At 73.2% G+C, this 20,531-nt stretch carries 16 protein-coding genes; 8 read left to right on the forward strand and 8 right to left on the reverse strand.

Annotated elements, in window-relative coordinates; all coding sequences use genetic code 11:
- The first annotated feature begins 50 nt into the window (after positions 1-50).
- Genes ACT3SP_RS13590 through ACT3SP_RS13610 form a run of 5 tightly spaced genes read left to right on the forward strand, consistent with a single transcriptional unit; the run spans position 51 to position 6,313 of the window.
- On the forward strand, positions 51-1,640 hold the full coding sequence (locus ACT3SP_RS13590) for an acyl-CoA carboxylase subunit beta (RefSeq protein ID WP_444587833.1): 1,590 nt from the start codon (positions 51-53) through the stop codon (positions 1,638-1,640).
- Complete coding sequence (locus tag ACT3SP_RS13595; protein ID WP_444587834.1) at positions 1,637-1,909, forward strand: hypothetical protein; 273 nt, start codon at positions 1,637-1,639, stop codon at positions 1,907-1,909. The genes ACT3SP_RS13590 and ACT3SP_RS13595 overlap by 4 nt, the downstream gene beginning before the upstream one ends.
- A gap of 29 nt (positions 1,910-1,938) precedes the next feature.
- Entirely contained in the window at positions 1,939-3,636 is a 1,698-nt protein-coding gene (locus tag ACT3SP_RS13600; RefSeq protein ID WP_444587835.1) for a DUF885 domain-containing protein, read from the forward strand.
- A complete protein-coding gene (locus tag ACT3SP_RS13605) occupies positions 3,633-4,493 on the forward strand; it encodes a Maf family protein (RefSeq protein ID WP_444587836.1) in 861 nt (286 codons plus the stop codon). Before ACT3SP_RS13600 ends, ACT3SP_RS13605 begins: the two co-directional genes overlap by 4 nt.
- Before the next feature lie 38 nt (positions 4,494-4,531).
- On the forward strand, positions 4,532-6,313 hold the full coding sequence (locus ACT3SP_RS13610) for an acetyl/propionyl/methylcrotonyl-CoA carboxylase subunit alpha (protein WP_444587837.1): 1,782 nt from the start codon (positions 4,532-4,534) through the stop codon (positions 6,311-6,313).
- 140 nt (positions 6,314-6,453) lie between these two features.
- On the opposite strand, the gene ACT3SP_RS13615 is transcribed toward ACT3SP_RS13610, so the two are convergent.
- Positions 6,454-7,923 (reverse strand): NAD(P)H-quinone dehydrogenase, encoded by a 1,470-nt coding sequence (locus ACT3SP_RS13615; RefSeq protein WP_444587838.1) that lies wholly within the window; start codon positions 7,921-7,923, stop codon positions 6,454-6,456.
- Between the two features lie 102 nt (positions 7,924-8,025).
- On the opposite strand from ACT3SP_RS13615, the gene ACT3SP_RS13620 reads away from it, so the two are divergent.
- Together ACT3SP_RS13620 and ACT3SP_RS13625 are read left to right on the forward strand one after the other, a co-directional pair.
- Positions 8,026-8,904 (forward strand): purine-nucleoside phosphorylase, encoded by an 879-nt coding sequence (locus ACT3SP_RS13620; RefSeq protein WP_444587839.1) that lies wholly within the window; start codon positions 8,026-8,028, stop codon positions 8,902-8,904.
- Positions 8,901-10,616 (forward strand): phospho-sugar mutase, encoded by a 1,716-nt coding sequence (locus ACT3SP_RS13625; protein WP_444587840.1) that lies wholly within the window; start codon positions 8,901-8,903, stop codon positions 10,614-10,616. Before ACT3SP_RS13620 ends, ACT3SP_RS13625 begins: the two co-directional genes overlap by 4 nt.
- Before the next feature lie 96 nt (positions 10,617-10,712).
- On the opposite strand, the gene ACT3SP_RS13630 is transcribed toward ACT3SP_RS13625, so the two are convergent.
- Entirely contained in the window at positions 10,713-11,873 is a 1,161-nt protein-coding gene (locus ACT3SP_RS13630) for a DUF2330 domain-containing protein (RefSeq protein ID WP_444587841.1), read from the reverse strand.
- Between the two features lie 2 nt (positions 11,874-11,875).
- Positions 11,876-12,541 carry a deoxyribose-phosphate aldolase gene (gene deoC / locus ACT3SP_RS13635; protein WP_444587842.1) on the reverse strand — a complete coding sequence of 222 codons (666 nt, stop codon included), beginning with the start codon at positions 12,539-12,541 and terminating at the stop codon, positions 11,876-11,878.
- Positions 12,542-12,727: 186 nt separating this feature from the next.
- On the opposite strand from deoC, the gene ACT3SP_RS13640 reads away from it, so the two are divergent.
- Positions 12,728-13,789, forward strand: coding sequence for an NUDIX domain-containing protein (locus ACT3SP_RS13640; RefSeq protein ID WP_444587843.1), 1,062 nt, complete (start codon positions 12,728-12,730; stop codon positions 13,787-13,789).
- Positions 13,790-13,868: 79 nt separating this feature from the next.
- Here the strand turns inward: ACT3SP_RS13640 and ACT3SP_RS13645 are convergent, their stop codons facing one another.
- The 5 genes from ACT3SP_RS13645 to ACT3SP_RS13665 all read right to left on the reverse strand — a co-directional run bounded on the left by ACT3SP_RS13645 (position 13,869) and on the right by ACT3SP_RS13665 (position 20,441).
- Positions 13,869-15,182: a thymidine phosphorylase gene (locus tag ACT3SP_RS13645; protein ID WP_444587844.1), complete on the reverse strand. Its 1,314-nt coding sequence runs from the start codon at positions 15,180-15,182 to the stop codon at positions 13,869-13,871.
- A 183-nt stretch (positions 15,183-15,365) separates the two neighbouring features.
- Positions 15,366-15,809, reverse strand: a complete 444-nt coding sequence (locus ACT3SP_RS13650) for a cytidine deaminase (RefSeq protein ID WP_444587845.1) — start codon at positions 15,807-15,809, stop codon at positions 15,366-15,368.
- Between the two features lie 13 nt (positions 15,810-15,822).
- The gene (locus ACT3SP_RS13655; protein WP_444587846.1) at positions 15,823-17,160 is read right to left on the reverse strand and encodes an ABC transporter permease; all 1,338 of its coding nucleotides are present in this window, start codon (positions 17,158-17,160) and stop codon (positions 15,823-15,825) included.
- Positions 17,157-18,767, reverse strand: a complete 1,611-nt coding sequence (locus tag ACT3SP_RS13660) for an ABC transporter permease (RefSeq protein ID WP_444587847.1) — start codon at positions 18,765-18,767, stop codon at positions 17,157-17,159. The genes ACT3SP_RS13655 and ACT3SP_RS13660 overlap by 4 nt, the downstream gene beginning before the upstream one ends.
- A 102-nt stretch (positions 18,768-18,869) precedes the next feature.
- Positions 18,870-20,441: an ABC transporter ATP-binding protein gene (locus ACT3SP_RS13665; RefSeq protein WP_444587848.1), complete on the reverse strand. Its 1,572-nt coding sequence runs from the start codon at positions 20,439-20,441 to the stop codon at positions 18,870-18,872.
- Positions 20,442-20,531: the final 90 nt, after the last annotated feature.

A 20,531-nucleotide genomic window follows, 5' to 3' on the forward strand; every position in this document is an offset into this window, starting at 1 on the left:
TCCATCCGACGGAACAGATGGCGGCCGCGCAGGCCGCAGCAGGAGGCTCCGTGACCGACGCCCCGCGGCCGCTCACCACCGCCCAGCGACTCGAGGACCTGCGCGAGCGCGACGGCGCCGCGGTCTCCGCGGCGGACGAGCTGGCGGTCCAGAAGCAGCACGCCCGCGGCAAGAAGACGGCGCGGGAGCGGATCACCGACCTGCTGGACGACGGCTCCTTCGTGGAGACCGACCGCTTCGTGCGCCATCAGGCCCGCAGCTTCGGGATCGACCGCAAGCGCCCCGACGGGGACGGCATCGTCACCGGGTACGGCACCGTCGACGGCCGGCAGGTGTGCGTCTACTCCCAGGACTTCACCGTCTTCGGCGGCTCCCTCGGCGAGGCGCACGGCCGCAAGATCCAGAAGATCCAGGACCTCGCCCTGCGCACCGGGGTGCCGATCATCGGCATCCTCGACGGGGGCGGCGCCCGCATCCAGGAGGGCGTGGCCTCCCTCGCGATGTTCGCCGGGATCTTCCGCCGCAACACCCGTGCCTCCGGCGTGATCCCGCAGATCTCCCTGATCATGGGCCCGGCCGCCGGCGGCGCCGTCTACTCGCCGGCGCTGACGGACATCATCGTGATGGTCGAGAAGACCTCCCACATGTTCATCACCGGTCCGGACGTGATCCGCACGGTGACCGGGGAGGACGTCGGCTTCGAGGAGCTCGGCGGCGCCCGCACCCACACCTCCCGCTCCGGCGTCGCGCACTACATGGCGCCCGACGAGGCCGACGCCATCGAGTACGTCAAGGACCTGCTGAGCTACCTCCCGGCGAACACCCTCAGCCCCGCCCCCTCGTTCCCGGTGCGCTTCGAGGAGGACCTCACCCCCGCGGACACGGCGCTGGACACCCTGGTCCCGGACTCCCCCAACCAGCCCTACGACATGCTCACCGTGCTGCGCGCCGTCCTCGACGACGAGGAGTTCCTCGAGGTCCAGCCGCTGTTCGCACGCAACGTGGTGGTGGGCTTCGGACGGGTCGAGGGCTACAGCGTGGGCATCATCGCCAACCAGCCCTCCCATCTGGCGGGCACCCTGGACATCGACGCCTCGGAGAAGGCGGCCCGCTTCGTGCGGCTGTGCGACGCGAACAACATCCCCGTGCTCACCTTCGTGGACGTGCCCGGGTTCCTGCCCGGCACCGATCAGGAGTACGGCGGGATCATCCGCCGCGGCGCGAAGCTGCTGTACGCCTATGCCGAGGCGACCGTCCCGCTGATCACCGTGATCGCCCGCAAGGCCTACGGCGGCGCGTACATCGTGATGGGCTCCAAGGAGCTCGGTGCGGACATCAACCTCGCCTGGCCCACCGCCCAGATCGCGGTGATGGGCTCGCAGGGCGCGGTGAACATCCTCCACCGCGGCGAGCTCCGGAAGGCCGCCGAGGAGGGCGGGGACGTCGACGCCGAGCGCGCCCGCTTCGAGGCCGAGTACGAGGAGCAGTTCGCGACCCCGTACACCGCGGCGGAGCGGGGCTGGATCGACGGCGTGATCCGCCCGGCAGAGACACGCCTCGAGGTCGCCCGCGCCCTGCGCGCCCTGCGTACCAAGCGGGACACCCTGCCCACCAAGAAGCACGGGAACATCCCGCTGTGAGCGAGGCCCGCCGCGCCGAGGACCAGCCGGTGCGCCCCTCCGACGTCCGTCTCGTGCAGGGCTACCTGCGCGACGACGAGCTCGCCGCGATCGCGGTGGTGGTCTCCGCGATGAGCGTCACCAGCCGCCTCGAGGCCGAGGAGCGGATGCTCGCCGAGGGCCGCGGCGCCGGGGCCGGCGCCTGGAACGATCCCGTGCACTGCCATCCCCGCGCGCACGGGCTGCGGGCCCTCGCCTCGACCACCGCCTGGCAGTTCTCCGACCGCTGAGGCGGCGCCCGCCGCATAGACTGCGCGGCATGTCCGAGACCTCTGACGCCTCCCCTCCCGTCCCCGCCCGGACCGCGACCTCCCTGGACCGGCTCGCCGACGAGTACGTCGAGCTCAGCGTGCGCCTGGACCCGTACCTCGCCACCGCCCTCGGCGTGCCCGGCCACGACCACGAGGTCACCGACTTCTCCCCCGCCGCCGTGGCCGAGCGCACCGACGCCGCCCGGGACCTGCTGGCACGTGCCTCCGAGGTCCCCGACGAGGATGCCGCGGACACCGTCACCCGCGCCGCGCTGTCCGAGCGCCTGGGCCTCGAGATCGAGCGCGCCGAGCAGCGGCTGGACGTCGCCGCGGTCAACAACCTCGCCTCTCCCCTGCAGTCCCGCGACGTCCTCGACCAGATGCCCACGGACACCGCCGAGGACTGGCAGGTCATCGCCGAGCGCATGGCCGCGATGCCGCACACGCTGAGCAGCTGGGTCGAGTCCCTGCACGAGGCGGCCGAGCACGGGGTGGTCTCCGCCCGTCGGCAGCTGCTGCTGGGGGCGGAGCAGGCCCGCGGCTTCGCCGCCGAGGACGGCTTCTTCACGGCCTTCGCCCGCGACGCCGTGGGCGACGAGGCCCAGCGCGCCCGGGTCGGTGAGGCCGCGCGCACGGCCGCCCGCGGCTATCTGGACCTCGCCGATCAGCTCGAGGCGCTCGCTCCTCGGGCCCCCGAGCAGGATGCCGTGGGGCGCGATGCCTACGCGCTGGCCTCCCGCACCTTCCTGGGCACCGGGATCGACATCGACGAGACCTATGCCTGGGGCGTCGAGGAGCTGCGCTCGGTGGTCTCCGAGCAGGAGGAGGTCGCCGCACGGATCAACGACGCGGCCGGCAACGACGCAGGCCGCTCGGTCGACGCGGCGAAGCAGGCTCTCACCGGCGATCCCGCCCGCGTGCTGCACGGCACCGACGCGCTGCAGGCATGGATGCAGCAGCTCTCGGACCGCGCGGTCGAGGATCTCGCAGGCACCCACTTCGACATCCCGGAGCCGCTCCGGCGCCTCGAGTGCAGGATCGCCCGCACCGGCTCCGGCGGCATCTACTACACCGGCCCGAGCGAGGACCTCAGCCGTCCGGGACGGATGTGGTGGGACGTGCCCGCCGGGACCACCGAGTTCCACACCTGGCTGGAGACCACCACCGTCTACCACGAGGGCGTGCCCGGCCATCATCTCCAGGTGGGCATCCAGACCCTGCAGGCCTCCGCGCTGAACCGCTGGCGGGCGATGATGTGCTGGGTCTCCGGGCACGGCGAGGGCTGGGCGCTGTACGCGGAACGGCTCATGGACCAGCTCGGGCACCTCGCCGACGACGGCGACCGGCTGGGGATGCTCGACGCCCAGCGCCTGCGCGCCGGACGCGTGGTGCTGGACATCGGTCTGCACTGCGGCCTGGCGATGCCCGAGGGGCTCGCGGGGTCCGCCGGCGGCGCCTGGACCTACGACAGGGCCTGGGACTTCATGACCGCCCACTGGGGTGTCACCGAGGCCGAGCGCCGCTTCGAGCTGAACCGGTACCTGGGCTGGCCGGGCCAGGCTCCCTCCTACAAGATCGGCCAACGGGTGTGGGAGCGTCTGCGCGCGGACAGCGAGGCCGCCGGCACCCCGGCCCGCGACTTCCACCGCCGCGCGCTGGAGCTGGGCGGCCTGCCGCTGTCCGTCCTCGAGGAGGCACTGCGATGACCACTCCCTCCCTCCCTGGGGACCACGCCCAGGCAGCTCCCGGCCACGACCAGGGGCACGACCCGCTTCTCCTGCTCGCCTCCGCCTCCGCGGGCCGCCGCGCGACGCTGCGGGCCGCCCGCATCGAGCACTCGACGCTGCCGGTCGACCTCGACGAGGACGCGATCCTCGCCCGCGCGCGCGAGCAGGCCGCCGCGGACCCCGCCCACGGGATCCCCGACGCCCCCGCCGACAGGGATCGCGCCGACAGGGATCGCGCCGACGGGGTCGCCGCCGCGTCCACGACCGCCGCCCCGCTCACCGTCGCGGAAGAGGTGCTGCTGCTGGCCCGGGAGAAGGCCCTCACGGCGACCCTCCGCAGCGCCGGCGGCTACGTGGTGCTGGGCTGCGACTCGATGCTCGAGCTGGACGGCGAGGCGATCGGCAAGCCTCGCACCGCCGAGCGCGCCCGGTCGCGATGGAGGGCGATGCGCGGCCGCACCGCCGTGCTGCACTCCGGGCACTGGCTGGTCGACGACCGCGACGGCGAGGACGGGGGCACCGGCGCGACCTTCGGCGCGACCTCGAGCTGCGCGATCGCCTTCGCCGATCTCTCCGACGAGGAGATCGACGCCTACGTCGCCACCGGAGAACCCCTCGGCGTGGCCGGCGGCTTCACCATCGACGGGCTGGCCGGCCCGTTCGTCGAGCGGGTCGAGGGCGACCCCCACGCCGTCGTCGGCCTCTCCCTGCCGCTGCTGCGCAGGATGCTGGGCGAGATCGGCCTGGGCGTGCACGAGCTGTGGGAGGAGACGGTCCTCACCGGCACCGTCGATGCCACGGCGAGGCCTGCCGACGGCCGAGCCGATCGGTACTAGACTCGGCCTCTGCTGACTCCCGGAAGGAACCCTCGCCGATGCCCGCACGCTCCTCCAAGCCCCGCCCCCTGTCCACGGTGCTGATCGCCAACCGTGGGGAGATCGCGGTGCGAGTCGCACGGGCCTGCCGGGACGCCGGGCTGCGTTCGGTCGCCGTGTACGCCGATCCCGACCGGGACGCCCTGCACACGCAGATCGCCGACGACGCCTACGCCCTGGGCGGCACCACCGCCGCCGGCTCCTACCTGGTGGTCGACAAGATCCTGGACATCGCCCACCGCTCCGGCGCCGACGCGATCCACCCCGGCTACGGCTTCCTCTCCGAGCGCGCCGACTTCGCCCAGGCCGTCATCGACGCGGGCCTGACCTGGATCGGGCCCTCGCCCTCCGCGATCGAGAAGCTGGGCGACAAGGTCTCGGCCCGCCACATCGCGCAGAAGGCGGGAGCGCCGCTCGCCCCCGGCACCAAGGATCCGGTCCAGAACTCCGACGAGGTCGTCGACTTCGCCCGCGAGCACGGCCTGCCGATCGCCATCAAGGCGGCCTTCGGCGGCGGCGGACGCGGGCTCAAGGTCGCCCGCGAGGAGTCCGAGGTGCGCGAGCTGTTCGACTCGGCGGTGCGCGAGGCGACGGCCGCCTTCGGCCGCGGCGAGTGCTTCGTCGAGCGCTACCTCGACTCCCCCCGCCACGTCGAGACCCAGTGCCTGGCCGATGCGCACGGCAACGTCCAGGTGGTCTCCACCCGTGACTGCTCGCTGCAGCGCCGCCACCAGAAGCTGGTCGAGGAGGCGCCCGCCCCCTTCCTCACCGATCAGCAGAACGCCCAGCTGATCTCCTCCTCGAAGGCGATCCTGCGAGAGGCCGGCTACGTGGGCGCCGGGACCTGCGAGTTCCTGGTGGGCGCCGACGGCACGGTCTCCTTCCTCGAGGTCAACACCCGCCTGCAGGTCGAGCACCCGGTGACCGAGGAGGTCGCCGGGGTGGACCTGGTGCGCGAGCAGCTGCGGATCGCGGCCGGTGAGCGGATCAGCGGCGAGGACCCCGTGGTGCGCGGCCACTCCTTCGAGTTCCGCATCAACGGCGAGGACCCCGGCCGCGGCTTCATGCCCGCCCCGGGCCGGATCCAGCGCTACGACGTGCCCTCGGGCCCGGGCGTGCGGATCGAGTCCGGGGTCCGCGCCGGGGACGAGGTCTCGGGAGCCTTCGACTCGATGCTCGCCAAGCTCGTGGTCACCGGCGCCACCCGGCAGCAGGCGCTCGAGCGCTCCCGACGCGCGCTCGCGGAGTTCCGGATCGACGGGATCCCGACGGTGCTGCCCTTCCACGCCCGCGTGGTCGAGGACCCGGCCTTCGCCCCCGAGGATCCCGAGCAGGCCTTCTCCGTGCACACCCGCTGGATCGAGACCGAGTTCGACAACGATCTGCCGGCCGCCCCGCTGCCTGCACAGCCCGAGGAGCCCGAGGACCGCGAGGCCGTCGTGGTCGAGGTCGACGGCCGTCGGGTCGAGATCAGCCTGCCCGCGTCCCTGCGGGCGCCGCAGGCCGCGGTGCGCCAGCGGCGCAAGCGCGAGCACCGCGGGACCGGCGACGGCTCCGCGGCCGGCGGCAACAGCGTCTCCGCCCCCATGCAGGGCACGATCGTGAAGGTGGTCGCCGAGGAGGGCCAGTCGGTGGCCGACGGCGACCTGCTGGTGGTGCTCGAGGCCATGAAGATGGAGCAGCCCATCACCGCGCACCGCTCCGGGGTGGTCAAGGGACTGAACGCCGAGATCGGGGCGACCGTCTCCGCCGGCGCCGTCCTCTGCAGCATCGAGGACTGACCACCTGCGACCGAGATCCCGGGGGCTCGCGCGCCCCTCTCCAGGACCCCGACGTCCGAGGAGCTCGAGGGATGGAGGAGCTCGAGAGATGGAGGAGCTCGAGGGGACGGGAGCTCGGCGAGGGCGGGTGAGGCGGGGCCTCAGCGCTGGGCGTCGTCGAGCAGGCGCTTGCGAGCCACCTCGGCGAGAGAGCCCGTGAGCGAGGGATACACCGTGAACGTCCCGGCGACCTGCTCGGCCGTGAGCCGGTGGGCGACGGCGAGGGTGTAGGGCAGGATCAGCTCGCTGGCGCGCGGAGCGACCACCACCGCGCCGAGCACGGTGTGCGACCCGGGTCGCACGATGAGCTTCACGAACCCCTCGGTGATGCCCTGCATCTTCGCCCGAGGGTTGGTGTCCAGGCCCAGCACGAGCACCTCCCCGGCCGCCTCCCCGTCCCGCACCTCCTGCTCGCTGACGCCGACCACCGCGATCTCCGGGCTGGTGAAGATCGCGGAGGAGACCTGGGCGGAGATCAGCGGGGAGACCGCGTCGCCGAGGGCGTGGTGCATGGCGATCCGTCCCTGCATCGCCGCGACCGAGGCCAGCGGATACACCCCGGTGCAGTCCCCGGCGGCGTAGATCCCCCGCACCGAGGTGCGGGAGACGCGGTCGGTCTCGATGTGCCCGGTCTCCCGCACCCGCACACCGGCCGTCGCCAGGCCGAGGTCCGCGGTCCAGGGGATCCCGCCGAGGGCCATCAGCACGTGGCTGCCGGCGATCTCCTCCCCGGAGGTGAGGGTGACGACCACCCCGTCCGCGGTGCGGCGCGCGGTCGCGGCGCGCGAGCGGGAGCGGACGGTGACGCCACGGCGGGCGAAGGCGTGCTCGAGCACGTCGGCGGCATCCGCATCGGTGCCCGGCAGCACCTTCTCCCGCGAGGAGACCAGGGTGACCTCGCAGCCGAGCGCCCGGTAGGCGCTCGCGAACTCGGCACCGGTCACCCCCGAGCCGACGACGATCAGGTGCTCGGGCAGTCGCTCGAGGTCGTAGAGCTGGGTCCAGTTCAGGATCCTCTCCCCGTCGCAGGGAGCACCCTCCAGCTCGCGGGGTCGGGCACCGACGGACAGCAGCACCACGTCCGCCTCGAGGACCTCTCCCCCCTCCCCTGCCGCGTCGAGCACCTCGACGCGATCCGGGCCGTCGAGGCGACCGCGGCCGTCGACGACCCGCACCCCGGCCCCCTCGAGGCTGGCGCGGATGTCCACGGACTGGGCGGCGGCGAGCTCGCGCACGCGCCGGTTCACGGAGGCCAGGTCGACGTTGAGCGTGTTCGCGGTGGGCGCGGTGCCGTTGTCGGCGTCGCGGATGCCCAGCCGCTGCGATCCGGCCACGAGGTCGAGGACGTCAGCGGTGGCGATGAGGGTCTTGGAGGGGACGACGTCGGTGATCACGGCCGCCCCGCCGATGCCCCGCTCCTCGATGAGCACCGTCTCCGCTCCGTGTCGGGCGGCGGTGAGCGCCGCCTCGTAGCCGCCGGGCCCGCCCCCCACGATCACCACCCGCGGCCGCTCACCGGCGCTGGTGAGTCGTCGAGGATCCGGAGGGAGGGCGGTGCTGGGGTCGGTCACGGTCCCATTGTGGCAAAGACGACGCGGTCAGGGGCCGGTTCCGTCCTGCCCGCACCGCCCGTCCGGACTGCGCCGCTGTCCTCTCTGCGCTACCTTCTGACCATGACTGCTTCCGCACCCGATCCGTACCAGCTCGCCCGTGACGCCGCCGCCGGGATCGCCGAGGCCAGCGGCGTCCCCGCCCATGATCTGGCCCTGGTGCTCGGCTCGGGGTGGGCCGGCGCGGCGGACCTGCTGGGCGAGACCGTCTGGCAGGCCGACGCCACCACGGTCCCCGGGTTCCGGCCGCCCGCCGTCGCCGGACACGTGGGCACGCTGCGTTCGGTCCGCGTCGAGGGCACCGGGGCGCGCGCGCTCGTGCTCGGCGCCCGCACCCACTTCTACGAGGGCGCCGGGGTGGACGCCGTGGTGCACGGAGTGCGGGCGGCGGCCGCGACCGGGGCCCGCACCATGGTGCTGACCAACGGCTGCGGCGGCATCGACCCCTCCTGGGTGCCGGGCACCCCGGTGCTGATCCGCGACCAGATCAACTTCACCGGCGCCACCCCGCTGGTGGGCGCGAACTTCGTGGACCTCACCGACCTCTACACCCCCGCGCTGCGCGAGATCGCCCACGAGGTCGACCCGAGCCTCGACGAGGGCGTGTACATGCAGTTCTCCGGCCCCACCTACGAGACGCCCGCCGAGGTGCAGATGGCGACGGTGATGGGGGCGCACCTGGTGGGCATGTCCACCGCGCTCGAGGCGATCGCCGCGCGCGAGGCCGGCATGGACCTGCTGGGGATCTCCCTGGTGACGAACCTGGCCGCGGGCATCAGCGGCGATGCGCTCAGCCACCAGGAGGTGCTCGAGGCGGGCCGCGAGGCCGGGCCCCGCATCTCCCGTCTGCTCGCCGAGACGGTGCGCCGCCTCACGGGCGGGACCGCGGACGGCCCCGGCTCCCGCGCCGAGAGCTCGCCCGAGGGCGGCGGGCCGGCATGAGCGTCGACGCCGCGCTGCGGGCCCGGGCCGAGGCCTGGCTCCTGGACGACCCCGATCCCGCCTCCCGCGCCGCGCTGGAGAGCCTGCTGGAACAGGCCGAGGCGGGCAGCGGGCCCGCGCTCGAGGAGCTCGCGGACTCGTTCGCGGCGGACCTCCAGTTCGGGACCGCCGGTCTGCGCGGGCGCATGGCACCGGGACCGAACCGGATGAACCTCGCCGTGGTCTCCCGCGCCGCGCGCGGTCTGGCCGACCATCTGCTGGGCGACCTCGGGCTCTCCGAGCCCCTGGTCGTGATCGGCTACGACGCCCGGTACGGCTCGCAGGACTTCGCGCACCGATCCGCGGCGATCATGACCGCCGCGGGCTGTCGTGTGGCCCTGCTGGAGCGCCACGGCCCCACCCCGCTGGTCGCCTTCGGCGTGCGCCATCTGCAGGCCGACGCCGGGATCGTGGTCACCGCCTCCCACAACCCGCCCGCGGACAACGGCTACAAGGTCTACCTCGGCGGGCGCGCCGCCGAGAGCGACGGTCGCGGCGTGCAGATCGTGCCCCCCGCGGATGCACGGATCGCCGCCCGGATCGCCGCCGTCGGCCCGGTGCGCAGGATCCCGGTCGCGGAGACCGGCTGGGAGCTGCTCGGCGAGCAGCTGCGCGAGCACTACCTCGAGGCGATCTGCGCCCTCCCGGATCTCGACGGACCGCGGGACGTGCGCATCGTCCACACCGCGATGCACGGGGTCGGCACCGAGATCGCGCTGGCGGCACTGCATCGCACCGGCTTCGCGGAGGTGCATCCGGTGGCCAAGCAGGCGGACCCGGATCCGGACTTCCCCACGGTCGCCTTCCCCAATCCCGAGGAGCCGGGCGCGATCGATCTGGCGCTCGAGCTGGCGCGCACCCTCGCGGCCGACGTCGTGATCGCCAACGACCCCGATGCGGACCGCTGCGCCGCCGCGGTGCTGGACCCCCATCAGGGCGACTGGCGGATGCTCACCGGCGACGAGCTGGGGGTGCTGCTCGGCGACCACCTGGTGCGCCGCCACGGCTACCGGGGCGTGCTGGCCCGCTCGATCGTCTCGAGTCGCTGGCTGGGACGCCTCGCGGAGCATGCCGGGCTCGAGGCGGCGTCGACGCTGACCGGCTTCAAGTGGATCTCGCGCGCGCCGGGCATCGCCTTCGGCTACGAGGAGGCCATCGGCTACTGCGTGCTGCCCGAGGTCGTGCGGGACAAGGACGGCCTCTCCGCGGCGCTGATGGTCGCAGAGATGGCGGCGCTGGCGAAGGCCGAGGGCACGAGCCTGGTCGGACGGCTCGACGAGCTCGCGCGGGCGCACGGACTCTTCTCGACCTCCCAGCTGTCGCTCCGGGTCGAGGACCTCTCGCTCATCCCCGCGATGATGCGGCGGCTGCGCGCGACGCCGCCCGGCACGCTGCTCGGCTCCGCGGTCGCGGAGACCCGGGACCTCTCCGAGGGCTCGGTGGAGACCACCGGCCTGCCCCCCACCGAGGGGATGCTGCTGCTGAGCGAGGACGACACCCGCGTGGTGGTGCGCCCCTCGGGCACCGAGCCGAAGCTGAAGTGCTATCTCGAGGTGGTCGAGGCAGTGCCCGAGGGAGCGTCCGAGGAGGAGATCGGCGCTGTCCGCCGCCGCGCCGGCGAACGCCTGGAAGCGCTGGAGGACGAGCTGCGGACGGTGCTCGGGCAGGCGTGAGGAGCCGGGTCGGTGCGATGCGGGACCCCGTGATCGGAGCCGTCCGGGAGGTCCGGGAGATCCGGGAGATCGCGGGGGCCGGAGCGCTCCGGGAGGTCAGGCGCGGGTCCGTCGGTGTCCGACGGCCACGGCGGCGATCGCGACCGCGCCGATCACCACGGCCGCCATCGCGACGATCCCGCCGAGCACCAGGAGGTACCCGATCGGTATCCCCGCCACCTGGACGAGCTGGGTCGTGGTGGTGGTCGGCACCACGTGCTCGGTCCCGGGATCCGCGGCGAAGGTGAAGTCGGAGGTGAAGGACTCCGGCTCGCCCCGGATCTCGAACTCGGTGACCACCCCCTGACGCTCGGTCCGCGAGCTCGCGTCCTGGTCCTGCGCGAGGTCCTCGCCGACCATCTCCCGCAGCACGGCATCGGACCAGGACCAGTCGTGCGCGGTGGGGTCCGCGATCCACGGGCGCTGGATCTGCTGCCCCGCGGCGGAGTCGTCGGACCGACGCATCGGCTCCTCGCCGAGCACGAACAGGTGCACCGTCTGCGAGGACGACGCCGCCTGCGAGAAGCGCATCGGGTAGACCAGCTCGTCGGTCGCGAAGTCGAGCCGCAGCGGCTCGAGGTCACCGCTCAGCACGGCGTCGCTCGCGTAGCGGACGGCGGTGAAGGTCCACCCGTCCTCGGCGTAGGGGTCGATCAGCGCCGAGACCCGCTCGGCCAGCTCGTACCCGTTCTCGGCGAGCCAGGTGCGGACGGGCTCGGCCTCCCCGCCGAGCACAGCGACCTCGTAGTCCCCGATCCGCTCCTGCTCGTGGACGGTCACCGCTGCGTCGCTCGGCTCCTGGCCCGCGGCGCCGACGGTCCTGTCCCCGGAGCGGAAGGGCCCCTCCCCCCAGAGGTCGTACTCGATCTCCTCGCGCGGAGCGGTCGCGGCTGCCGCCTCCCGCAGGCTGTCGGACTCGGCGGCGCTCACCTCCGGCACGGACGGGGTCGGCATGAGCAGCGTGGAGCCGGTGCGCTCGGCGTCCAGCTCGAGCCCCATGACGAGGGTCTGGACGCCGTCGCGCAGGGAGAGCACCGCGGTCTCCCGCAGCACCGTCGCGCCCGTGCGCTCGTCCTCGGGATCGACGAACGCACCGCAGGCGCAGGCGCCGGCCGGGCTCGCGGCGCCGAGGACCAGCTGGGCGAGGACGATGACGGCCGCGAGCACCAGGGCGACGGGCCGGGGCGCGGGGACTCGAGGGCAGGATCGCGCGGGCACGGTCAGTACCCGGTGCCGGTGCCGCGTTCGAGGATCGCCTTCGACGAGGACAGTCCCAGACGGCTGGCGCCAGCGGCGACCATCGTCTCGGCCGCCTCGCGGGTGCGGATGCCGCCGGAGGCCTTCACCCCGAGACGGTCGCCGACGGTCGCGCGCATGAGCTGCACGGCGTGCTCGGAGGCTCCCCCGGCGGGATGGAAGCCGGTGGAGGTCTTCACGAAGTCTGCGCCCGCGCGCTCGGCCGCCTCGCAGACGCCGACGATCTGCTCGTCGTCCAGCGCGGCGGACTCGATGATGACCTTGAGCACCACAGGCGCCGGCGCCGCCTCGCGCACGGCCCGGATCTCCTCCTCGACGGCGGCGAACTCCCCCGCCCGCGCCAGGCCCACGTTCAGCACCATGTCGATCTCGTCGGCCCCCTTGGCGGCGGAGTCGGCGGCCTCGGCGGCCTTGATCGCGGGGGCGTGCTGCCCCGAGGGGAAGCCGCACACGGTGGCGACCTTGACGGTGGTCTCGAGAGGCAGCATGGAGGGTGAGACGCAGACGGAGTAGGTGCCCAGCTCCTCGGCCTCGCGCAGCAGCGCGGTGACGTCCGCAGCCGTGGCCTCCGGCTTGAGCAGGGTGTGGTCGATGAGTCGGGCGAGCGCCTCGTTGTCGATGTGGGTCATGCGGAGATCTTGGCAGAGACCACCTGTCCTCCGCATCCGGTGCGGCGACGATCGGATCACGATCCTCCGTCCCCTCCCCGCACGGTCGGGCATCCGCCGGTTCCCGGCGCAGAGCTTCCTCCCGCAGCCGGCGCCGGGCCGCGGCGGGCGCGCGCTCGGTCCCCGCCGCGCCTAGAATCACCCCCTGTGACCGTCCCCGCCTCCCGCCCTCGCCCGCCCCGTCGCGTCGTCCTCCTGGCCGGTCCCTCCGGCAGCGGCAAGGGACTGCTCTCGCAGAGGTCCGGGCTGCCCGTGCTGCCGCTGGACGAGTTCTACCGCGACCTCGACGCCCCGGGTCTCCCCCGCCGTTTCGGGATCGTGGACTGGGACGATCCCGCCTCCTGGGACGCCGGGGCGGCGCTCGAGGCGCTCACGGCGATGGCGCACGACGGGGCGGGCGAGGTCCCGATCTACTCGATCTCCGCCTCCCGTCGGCAGGGCGTGCGACGCCTCGAGGCGGGCGACGCCCCGCTGATCATCGCCGAGGGGATCTTCGCGGCGGAGCTGATCGCACCGCTCGCGGCCGCGGGCCTGCTGGCCGACGCGATCGTGCTCCACCGCCCCGCGCCGATCGTGTTCGCGCTGCGCCTGGCACGGGATCTGCGCGAGCGTCGCAAGGCCCCGCACACGCTGATCCGGCGAGGATGGGCGCTGGCCCGCCAGCAGAGGTCCGACCTGGCCCGCTGGAGGCAGGCCGGGATGCGGCCCGAGGGACTCCGCGGCGGTATCCGCCGGCTGCGGCGCCTGGCGGGCTGCGCGGAGGCATCGGAGCACCAGCGCAGCCTCTCCCCGCGCGGTGACGTGCTGAGGATCTCCGCGGTGTGCTTCCTGCGGGAGGGCCCTGACGGCACCGAGGTGCTCGCCGTGCGCAAGCGCGGCACGGGATCGTACATGCAGGTGGGCGGGAAGCTGGAACCCGGCGAAGGTGCGCGGGAGGCGGCGGTGCGCGAGGTGCAGGAGGAGCTGGGCGTGGACCTCGCCCGTGACGATCTGCAGCTGCTGGGCGACTTCGAGGCCGTCGCCGCCAACGAGCCGGCCACGACGGTGCACTCCACGGTCTGGGTCACGCGCCGTGCGCTGCCCGATCCTCTCGAGGTGCGGGCCGAGCTGGAGGGCCACCGCTGGGTGCCCGTCTCCGCCCCCGGCACCGGCGCGCGCCTCGCACCGCTCATGGTCCAGCACATCCTGCCCGCTCTGCACCGCGGCTGAGGAGCACCGCCGCGCAGGCGGGTCCGGGCGATGCAGTCCGGACGGTGCGGTTCAGGCGGTGCGGTCCAGGCGGTGCGGTTCAGGCGATGCGGTCCAGCACGATCCTGCGCGCGGGCAGATCGGCGTCGGGCGCACCGAAGGTCCAGGACCCGTCGATGGCCTCCCTCGCGCGGTCGATCCTCTCCGGCGTGTCGGTGTGCAGGCGCGCGAGCACGTCGCCGGCCTCGACCCGGTCGCCGATGTGCGCTTCGATCTCCACGCCGGCGGCGGCCTGCACGGCCTCGCCGGGACGGGAGCGTCCCGCGCCGAGCCGCCAGGCCGCGACGCCCACGCCCATCGCGTCCAGGCCCGTCACCACTCCGGCCTGTGAGGCACGCACCTCCTCGACATGCTTCGCGACCGGCAGCGGGGCGTCGACGTCGCCGCCCTGGGCGCCGATCATGGCGCGCCAGGAGTCCATGGCGCGGCCGTCGGCGAGCGCGGCCTCGACGTCGGGGTCGTGCACGCCGGCGGCCTCGAGCATCTCCCGCGCCAGCGCGCAGGTCAGCTCGACCACGTCGGCCGGTCCCCCGCCCGCGAGGACCTCGAGCGACTCGCGCACCTCGAGACCGTTGCCGGCGGTGCGTCCCAGAGGCGCGGACATGTCGGTCAGCAGGGCGACGGTGCGGACACCGGCGTCGGTGCCGAGCTCGACCATGGTCCGTGCGAGCTCCCGAGCATCGGCCTCGTCCTTCATGAAGGCGCCGGCACCGGTCTTGACGTCGAGGGTCAGCGCGGCGGTGCCCTCGGCGATCTTCTTGGACATGATCGAGGAGGCGATCAGCGGGATCGCCTCGACGGTGCCGGTGACGTCGCGCAGGGCGTAGAGCTTCTTGTCCGCCGGTGCCAGGCCGGATCCGGCGGCGCAGATCACGGCGCCGGCGCCCTCGAGCTGCGCGAGCATCTCGTCGTTGCCGAGGGCGGCGCGCCACCCGGGGATGGCCTCGAGCTTGTCGAGGGTGCCGCCGGTATGGCCCAGGCCCCGGCCGGACAGCTGCGGCACGGCGACCCCGTAGCTCGCGACCAGCGGCGCGAGCGGCAGGGTGATCTTGTCCCCCACCCCGCCGGTCGAGTGCTTGTCGGTGGTCGGCTTGGACAGGGCGGAGAAGTCCATCCGCTCGCCGCTGGCGATCATCGCGCTCGTCCAGCGGGCGATCTCGCGCCGCTCCATGCCGCGCAGGAAGATCGCCATGGCGAGCGCCGCCATCTGCTCCTCGGCGACGACACCGCGGGTGTAGGCGTCGATCACCCAGTCGATCTGCTCGTCCTCGAGGGCGCCGCCGTCGCGCTTGGCGCGGATGACGTCGACGGCGTCGAAGGGCTCGACGGCGCGGTCTGCGGGTGCTGTGGTCACAGGATGCTCCTCGGTGGGGCGGCTCTGGTCGGGATGTGTCGACGAGTGGCGGGTGGCCAGGGACGGCGAGGTGTCGGGGACGGCGGGAGGTCAGGAGAGACGGTGTCAGGAACGGCGGTGACAGGAGAGGCGATGACAGGGGCGATGTGCGTCAGGAAAGGTGTGCGTCAGGGAACGTGCGCGTCAGGAACGCAGATCGGCGGGACCGAAGGCCTGCGGCAGCACCGCGTCCATCCCGCGCGGCCCTCCGGGGGTCAGGAGCACGAGATCGGGCGCGGCGTGCTCGGAGAGCAGCTGGCGGCAGCGGCCGCAGGGCATGACCACGTGCCGCTCGTCCCGGTCCTTCCTCTCGTCGCCGCCCACGCACACGAAGCGGCTCAGCCGCCCCCCGCCTCCGGCGATCAGCTCGCTGATCAGTCCGCACTCGGCGCACAGGGTGACGCCGTAGCCGGCGTTCTCGACATTGCATCCGCGCACCAGGCGGCCGTCCTCGGTGAGCGCGGCGGCGCCCACCCGGAAGCGGGAGTAGGGCGTGTAGGCCCGTTCGGCGATCTCCCGCGCGGCGGCGAGCAGCTCGTCGAACTCGGTGGCGGGCAGCCCCTGCGGGGTGTTCTCGCTCGTGCTCATGCCCCTGATGCTCTCACTGCTTGACGTACGGCTGGCCGTTGGCCGCCGGCACCCGCACCCGGCCCACCACGCCGGCCACGGCGAACAGCGCGACGATGTACGGGAGCATCAGCAGGAAGTCACCGGGGATGGAGACCCCGCCCTCCGCGGCGGACATGGTGCCCAGACGCAGCTGCAGGGAGTCCGCGAAGGCGAAGGTGAGCGCCGCGAGCAGCGCGCCGACGGGGTGGTAGCGGCCCAGGATCATGGCGGCCAGGGCGATGTAGCCCTTGCCCGCGGACATCTCCTCGCCGAAGGCGACGCCGGTGCCGATGGTGAGGGTCGCGCCGCCCAGGCCGGCCACCGCGGAGCCCAGCAGGACGTTCTTCCAGCGGGTGAGGTTCACGGCGATGCCGACGGTGTCGGCGGCCTTGGGGTGCTCGCCGACGGCCCGCACGCGCAGGCCCCAGCGGGTGCGGAACAGGGCCACCGTCAGACCGGCCACGATGATCCACATCAGGTAGACCAGGATGTTCTGCTCGAACAGCACCCGTCCGAGCACGGGGATGTCCGCCAGCAGCGGGATCCGCAGCGTGGGCAGGCGCATCGGCGCGTTGAACAGCCCGGGGTTGTCCCGCATCACGGTGCCGAAGAAGAACGAGGTGATGCCGATCGCGAAGACGTTCAGCACCACGCCGACGATGATCTGCTGGACGTGGTACCCGACGGCGAACAGGGCGAGCATCGCCCCCATCACGAGCGCCATCACCGGAGCGGCGAGCAGACCGATCCACACGCTGCCGGTGAGGGAGCCGACCAGCGTGGCGCCGAAGGCGCCGAACAGCAGCTGTCCCTCGATGGCGATGTTGATGACGCCGGACCGCTCGGAGAGCACGCCGGAGAGGGCGCCGAAGGCGAGCGGGACGGCGAGCACGATGGTGCCCTGGAGCAGCGTGGTGACGTCGAGGGCGCGCTGCGAGATCACCCAGGTCATGAACGCCAGGATCCACGCGAGGGCGAACACCGCGATCAGGGCGATGCGGATCCGCGCGGACGGGCGGGCGCTGCGGGCCTGGAGCGCCCACAGCCCCGCCGAGGCGAGGAGCGCGACCACCGACAGCGCGATCGCGCCGCCCATCGAGGGCAGCACCACGCGCTCGGGGACGATGCCCAGGGGATTGATGTCGCTCTCCCGCGCCAGCACGAACGCGGACTCGACGCCGGGGATGCCGCGCAGGCCGAACATCACCAGGGCGATCAGGCCCATGACGGTGGTGGTCGCGGGCAGGTGCCACCAGCTGGCGGGGCGCGAGTCGTCGAAGGACTTCTCGACGGCGGAGTCGTCGGTGACGACCACGGGTGCGGTGCTCATCGCTCCTCCTCCTGCGCATCGGTGCCGTCCTCGCCGCGCTCCGCGGCAGTATCGGGGTCAGGGCCCGGATCAGGGCTCGGATCGTGGCTCGGAGGCGCCGCGCCCTCCCCGCCCGCCGCGCTACCGGCGGCGGGTCCGGCGACCGGCCCCTCCTCGCCGGCACGGACGGCGGGATCCGGGGATCCTGCCCGCGAGACCGCCGCGGCGGTCGCGTCGACCTCGGCCGCCGCACCGGCGGCGACGGCGGCTCGGTCGGCTCCCGAGCTCGCGCGGCGAGCGCGGCGCACACGGGCGCCCGCACCGGGGTGGTCCACTCGTCGCAGACCGATCAGCGTGCGCACCAGCGGCGGAGCAGCGATGAACAGCACCACCAGCACCTGGATCACCTGGACCAGGTCGAGGGGGACGCCCTGGTTGGACTCCATGAAGCGACCTCCGGTGGACAGCGCCGCGAACAGCAGGCCCGCCAGCACGATGCCGACAGGACCGGAGCGGCCCAGCAGCGCCACGGTGATCGCGTCGAAGCCGATGTTGCCGGCCACGCCCTCGGTGAGCCGCCTCTCGGTCCCGAGCACGTGCACGGCGCCCGCGAGGCCGACGAGGGCCCCGGCCACGGCGAGCACGAGGAAGGCGGTGCGGGACGGCGAGATCCCGGCGACCTGCGCGGCGCGGGGGTTGGAGCCGACGGCACGGAAGTGGAAGCCGATCGTGGAGCGGCTCATCAGCCACCAGAGCAGCACCGCGGCGCCGGCGGCGATGAACAGTCCGGCGTGGAGGCGGAAGCCGGAGCCGAGGAGCTGCGGGAGCACGGCGTTCTCGCGGACCGACGGGGAGGTGGGCTGGGACTGGTTCGCTCCGGTGAACGCGGCGGTCTTCAGCGCGAAGAACAGCAGGTAGGTGGCGATCCAGTTCAGCATGATGGTGCTGATCACCTCGTTGGCGCCGAAGCGGGCCTTGAGGAAGCCGGCGATCCCGCCCCAGAGCCCGCCGGCGAGGACGCCCGCGAGCAGGCCGGCCACCAGGTGCACGAAGATCGGCAGATCGAGGGCGAAGCCGACGTAGCCGGCGGCCATGGCGCCGACGATCAGCTGCCCGGTGCCGCCGATGTTGAACAGGCCCGCGCGGAAGCTGACGGCCATCCCGGCCGCGGCGATGATCAGCGGGGTGCCGACGGTGAAGGTCTCGGTGAGCGGCCGCAGCCCGGCCGAGAGCGCGGGCAGGAGCACGTACGTGCCGGATCCGCCGGCCTCCCGGACCCGCTCCGCCGCTCGTGCGTAGCCGGGGCCGTCGAAGATCGCACCGCGGAACATCGCTCCGTAGGCCTGGGTCACCGACTGCCAGATCGCGGTCAGCGCGTCCGAGGGGCGGTCGACGAAGTAGCCGAGGGTCTCGCGGACGTCCTGATCGGCGATGACGATCAGCACCGACCCGATGAGGAAGGCGAAGACGAAGCTCATCACGACCACCAGGACGTCACCGCGCGCGATTCTCTGCAGCGTCCTGGCCAGCGCGGTCTCCGCGGTGTGCTCGGGCGGCGGCGGAGCGTCGGAGCTGCCCGCACCGACCCCGGGGGCGGAGCCGGTGGCAGCGGCATCGACTGTGCTCATCAGTTCCTCTCCTCCCGCTCGTGCCTCGCAGATCGTCGACGAACGGTGCTCATCGGTTCCTGTCCTCCCGCTCGTGCCTCGCAGATCGTCGACGAACGGTGCTCATGCGATGTCTCCTTCGTCGGCGAGCTGGGAGTCGGTGGTGCGGGCACCGGAGGCGACGGCCTCCCGGGCCGCTTCGGCGGTGTAGCCGGCCATCATCAGGCCCAGCACGTCGCGGTCCTCGTCCCCGGGCACGATCCCCAGGATCCTGCCGCGGTACATCACCGCTATGCGGTCGGCGAGCTGGGTCACCTCGTCGAGCTCGGTGGAGACGATCACGACCGGGGTGCCCGCGTCCCGCTCGTCGAGGATGCGCCGATGGAGGAACTCGATCGAGCCGACGTCCACGCCGCGGGTGGGCTGGGAGGCGATCAGCAGGGCCAGCTCGCGATTGAGCGCCCGGGCCATGACGACCTTCTGCTGATTGCCGCCGGAGAGCGTCGAGACCGCTGCGGCCGGGGAACCGGTGCGGATGTCGAACTCCGGGATCAAGCGCTTGGCGTTGTCGGCGATCGCCCGCAGCGACATCGCCACCGGGCTGCCGAAGGGCGCCCGATCGTGCTGGTCCAGGACCAGGTTCTCGGCGACGGAGAAATCGGCCACGAGGGCGTCGTGGGTGCGGTCCTCGGGCACGAAGCCGACACCGGCGTCGAGCACCTGCTTGGTGCTGCGGCCCACCAGCTCCCGGCCCTCGAGCGTCGCGGAGCCGTGCACGGTCTCCTGCAGCCCCAGCAGCGCCTCGGTGAGCTCGGTCTGTCCGTTGCCCTGCACTCCGGCGATCGCGAGCACCTCGCCGTGGCGCACCTCGAAGGACACTCCGTCCAGCGTGCGGGTGCCCACCTCGTCGGTGACCCGCAGGTCGGTGACCTCGAGCGCGACCTCGCCCGGCGTCGCCGCGGCCTTGTCCTGGGCGAGGGAGACCTGGCGACCCACCATCAGCGAGGCGAGGTCGGCCTGGTCCGCGGAGGGGTCCGCCTCCCCCACCACCTTGCCGCGGCGGATCACGGTGATGCGGTCCGAGACCGCCTTGACCTCGCGCAGCTTGTGGGTGATGAACACGATCGAGGTGCCCTCGTCGCGCAGCTGGCGCATGATCTCCATCAGCTCGTCGGTCTCGTGGGGGGTGAGCACGGCGGTGGGCTCGTCGAGCACCAGGACCTCGGCGCGGCGGCTGAGGGCCTTGATGATCTCCACGCGCTGCTGGGCGCCGACGGGGAGGTCCTCGACCAGCGCGTCGGGGTCCAGGTCGAAGCCGAAGCGGGCGGAGATCTCGCGCACCAGAGTGCGGGCCGCCCCCAGGTCGAGGAGACCGCCGGTGGTCGGCTCGTGGCCGAGGACCATGTTCTCGGCCACGGTGAAGACGGGGACCAGCATGAAGTGCTGGTGGACCATGCCGATGCCGGCCTCCATCGCCTCGCCCGGGTCGGCGAAGGTCACGGGCCGGCCGTCGATGACGATCTGGCCGCCGTCGGGCCGGTACAGCCCGTACAGCACGTTCATCAGGGTCGACTTCCCGGCCCCGTTCTCGCCCAGCAGGGAATGGATCTCCCCCGGTTCCACGACGAGGTCGATGGCGTCATTGGCCACGAAGGACCCGAAGGTCTTCGTGATGCCGCGCAGTTCGAGCTTCACAGCACTCGCTTCCGTCGGCGCCCGCCGGAGGGACCGGCCGGGCGATGGAGGGACGGCGGACGCGGCCCCGGCCCGTGGTGGGCAGGGACC

The sequence above is a fragment of the Brachybacterium sp. AOP43-C2-M15 genome, assembly GCF_052446295.1.
Taxonomy (GTDB): domain Bacteria; phylum Actinomycetota; class Actinomycetes; order Actinomycetales; family Dermabacteraceae; genus Brachybacterium.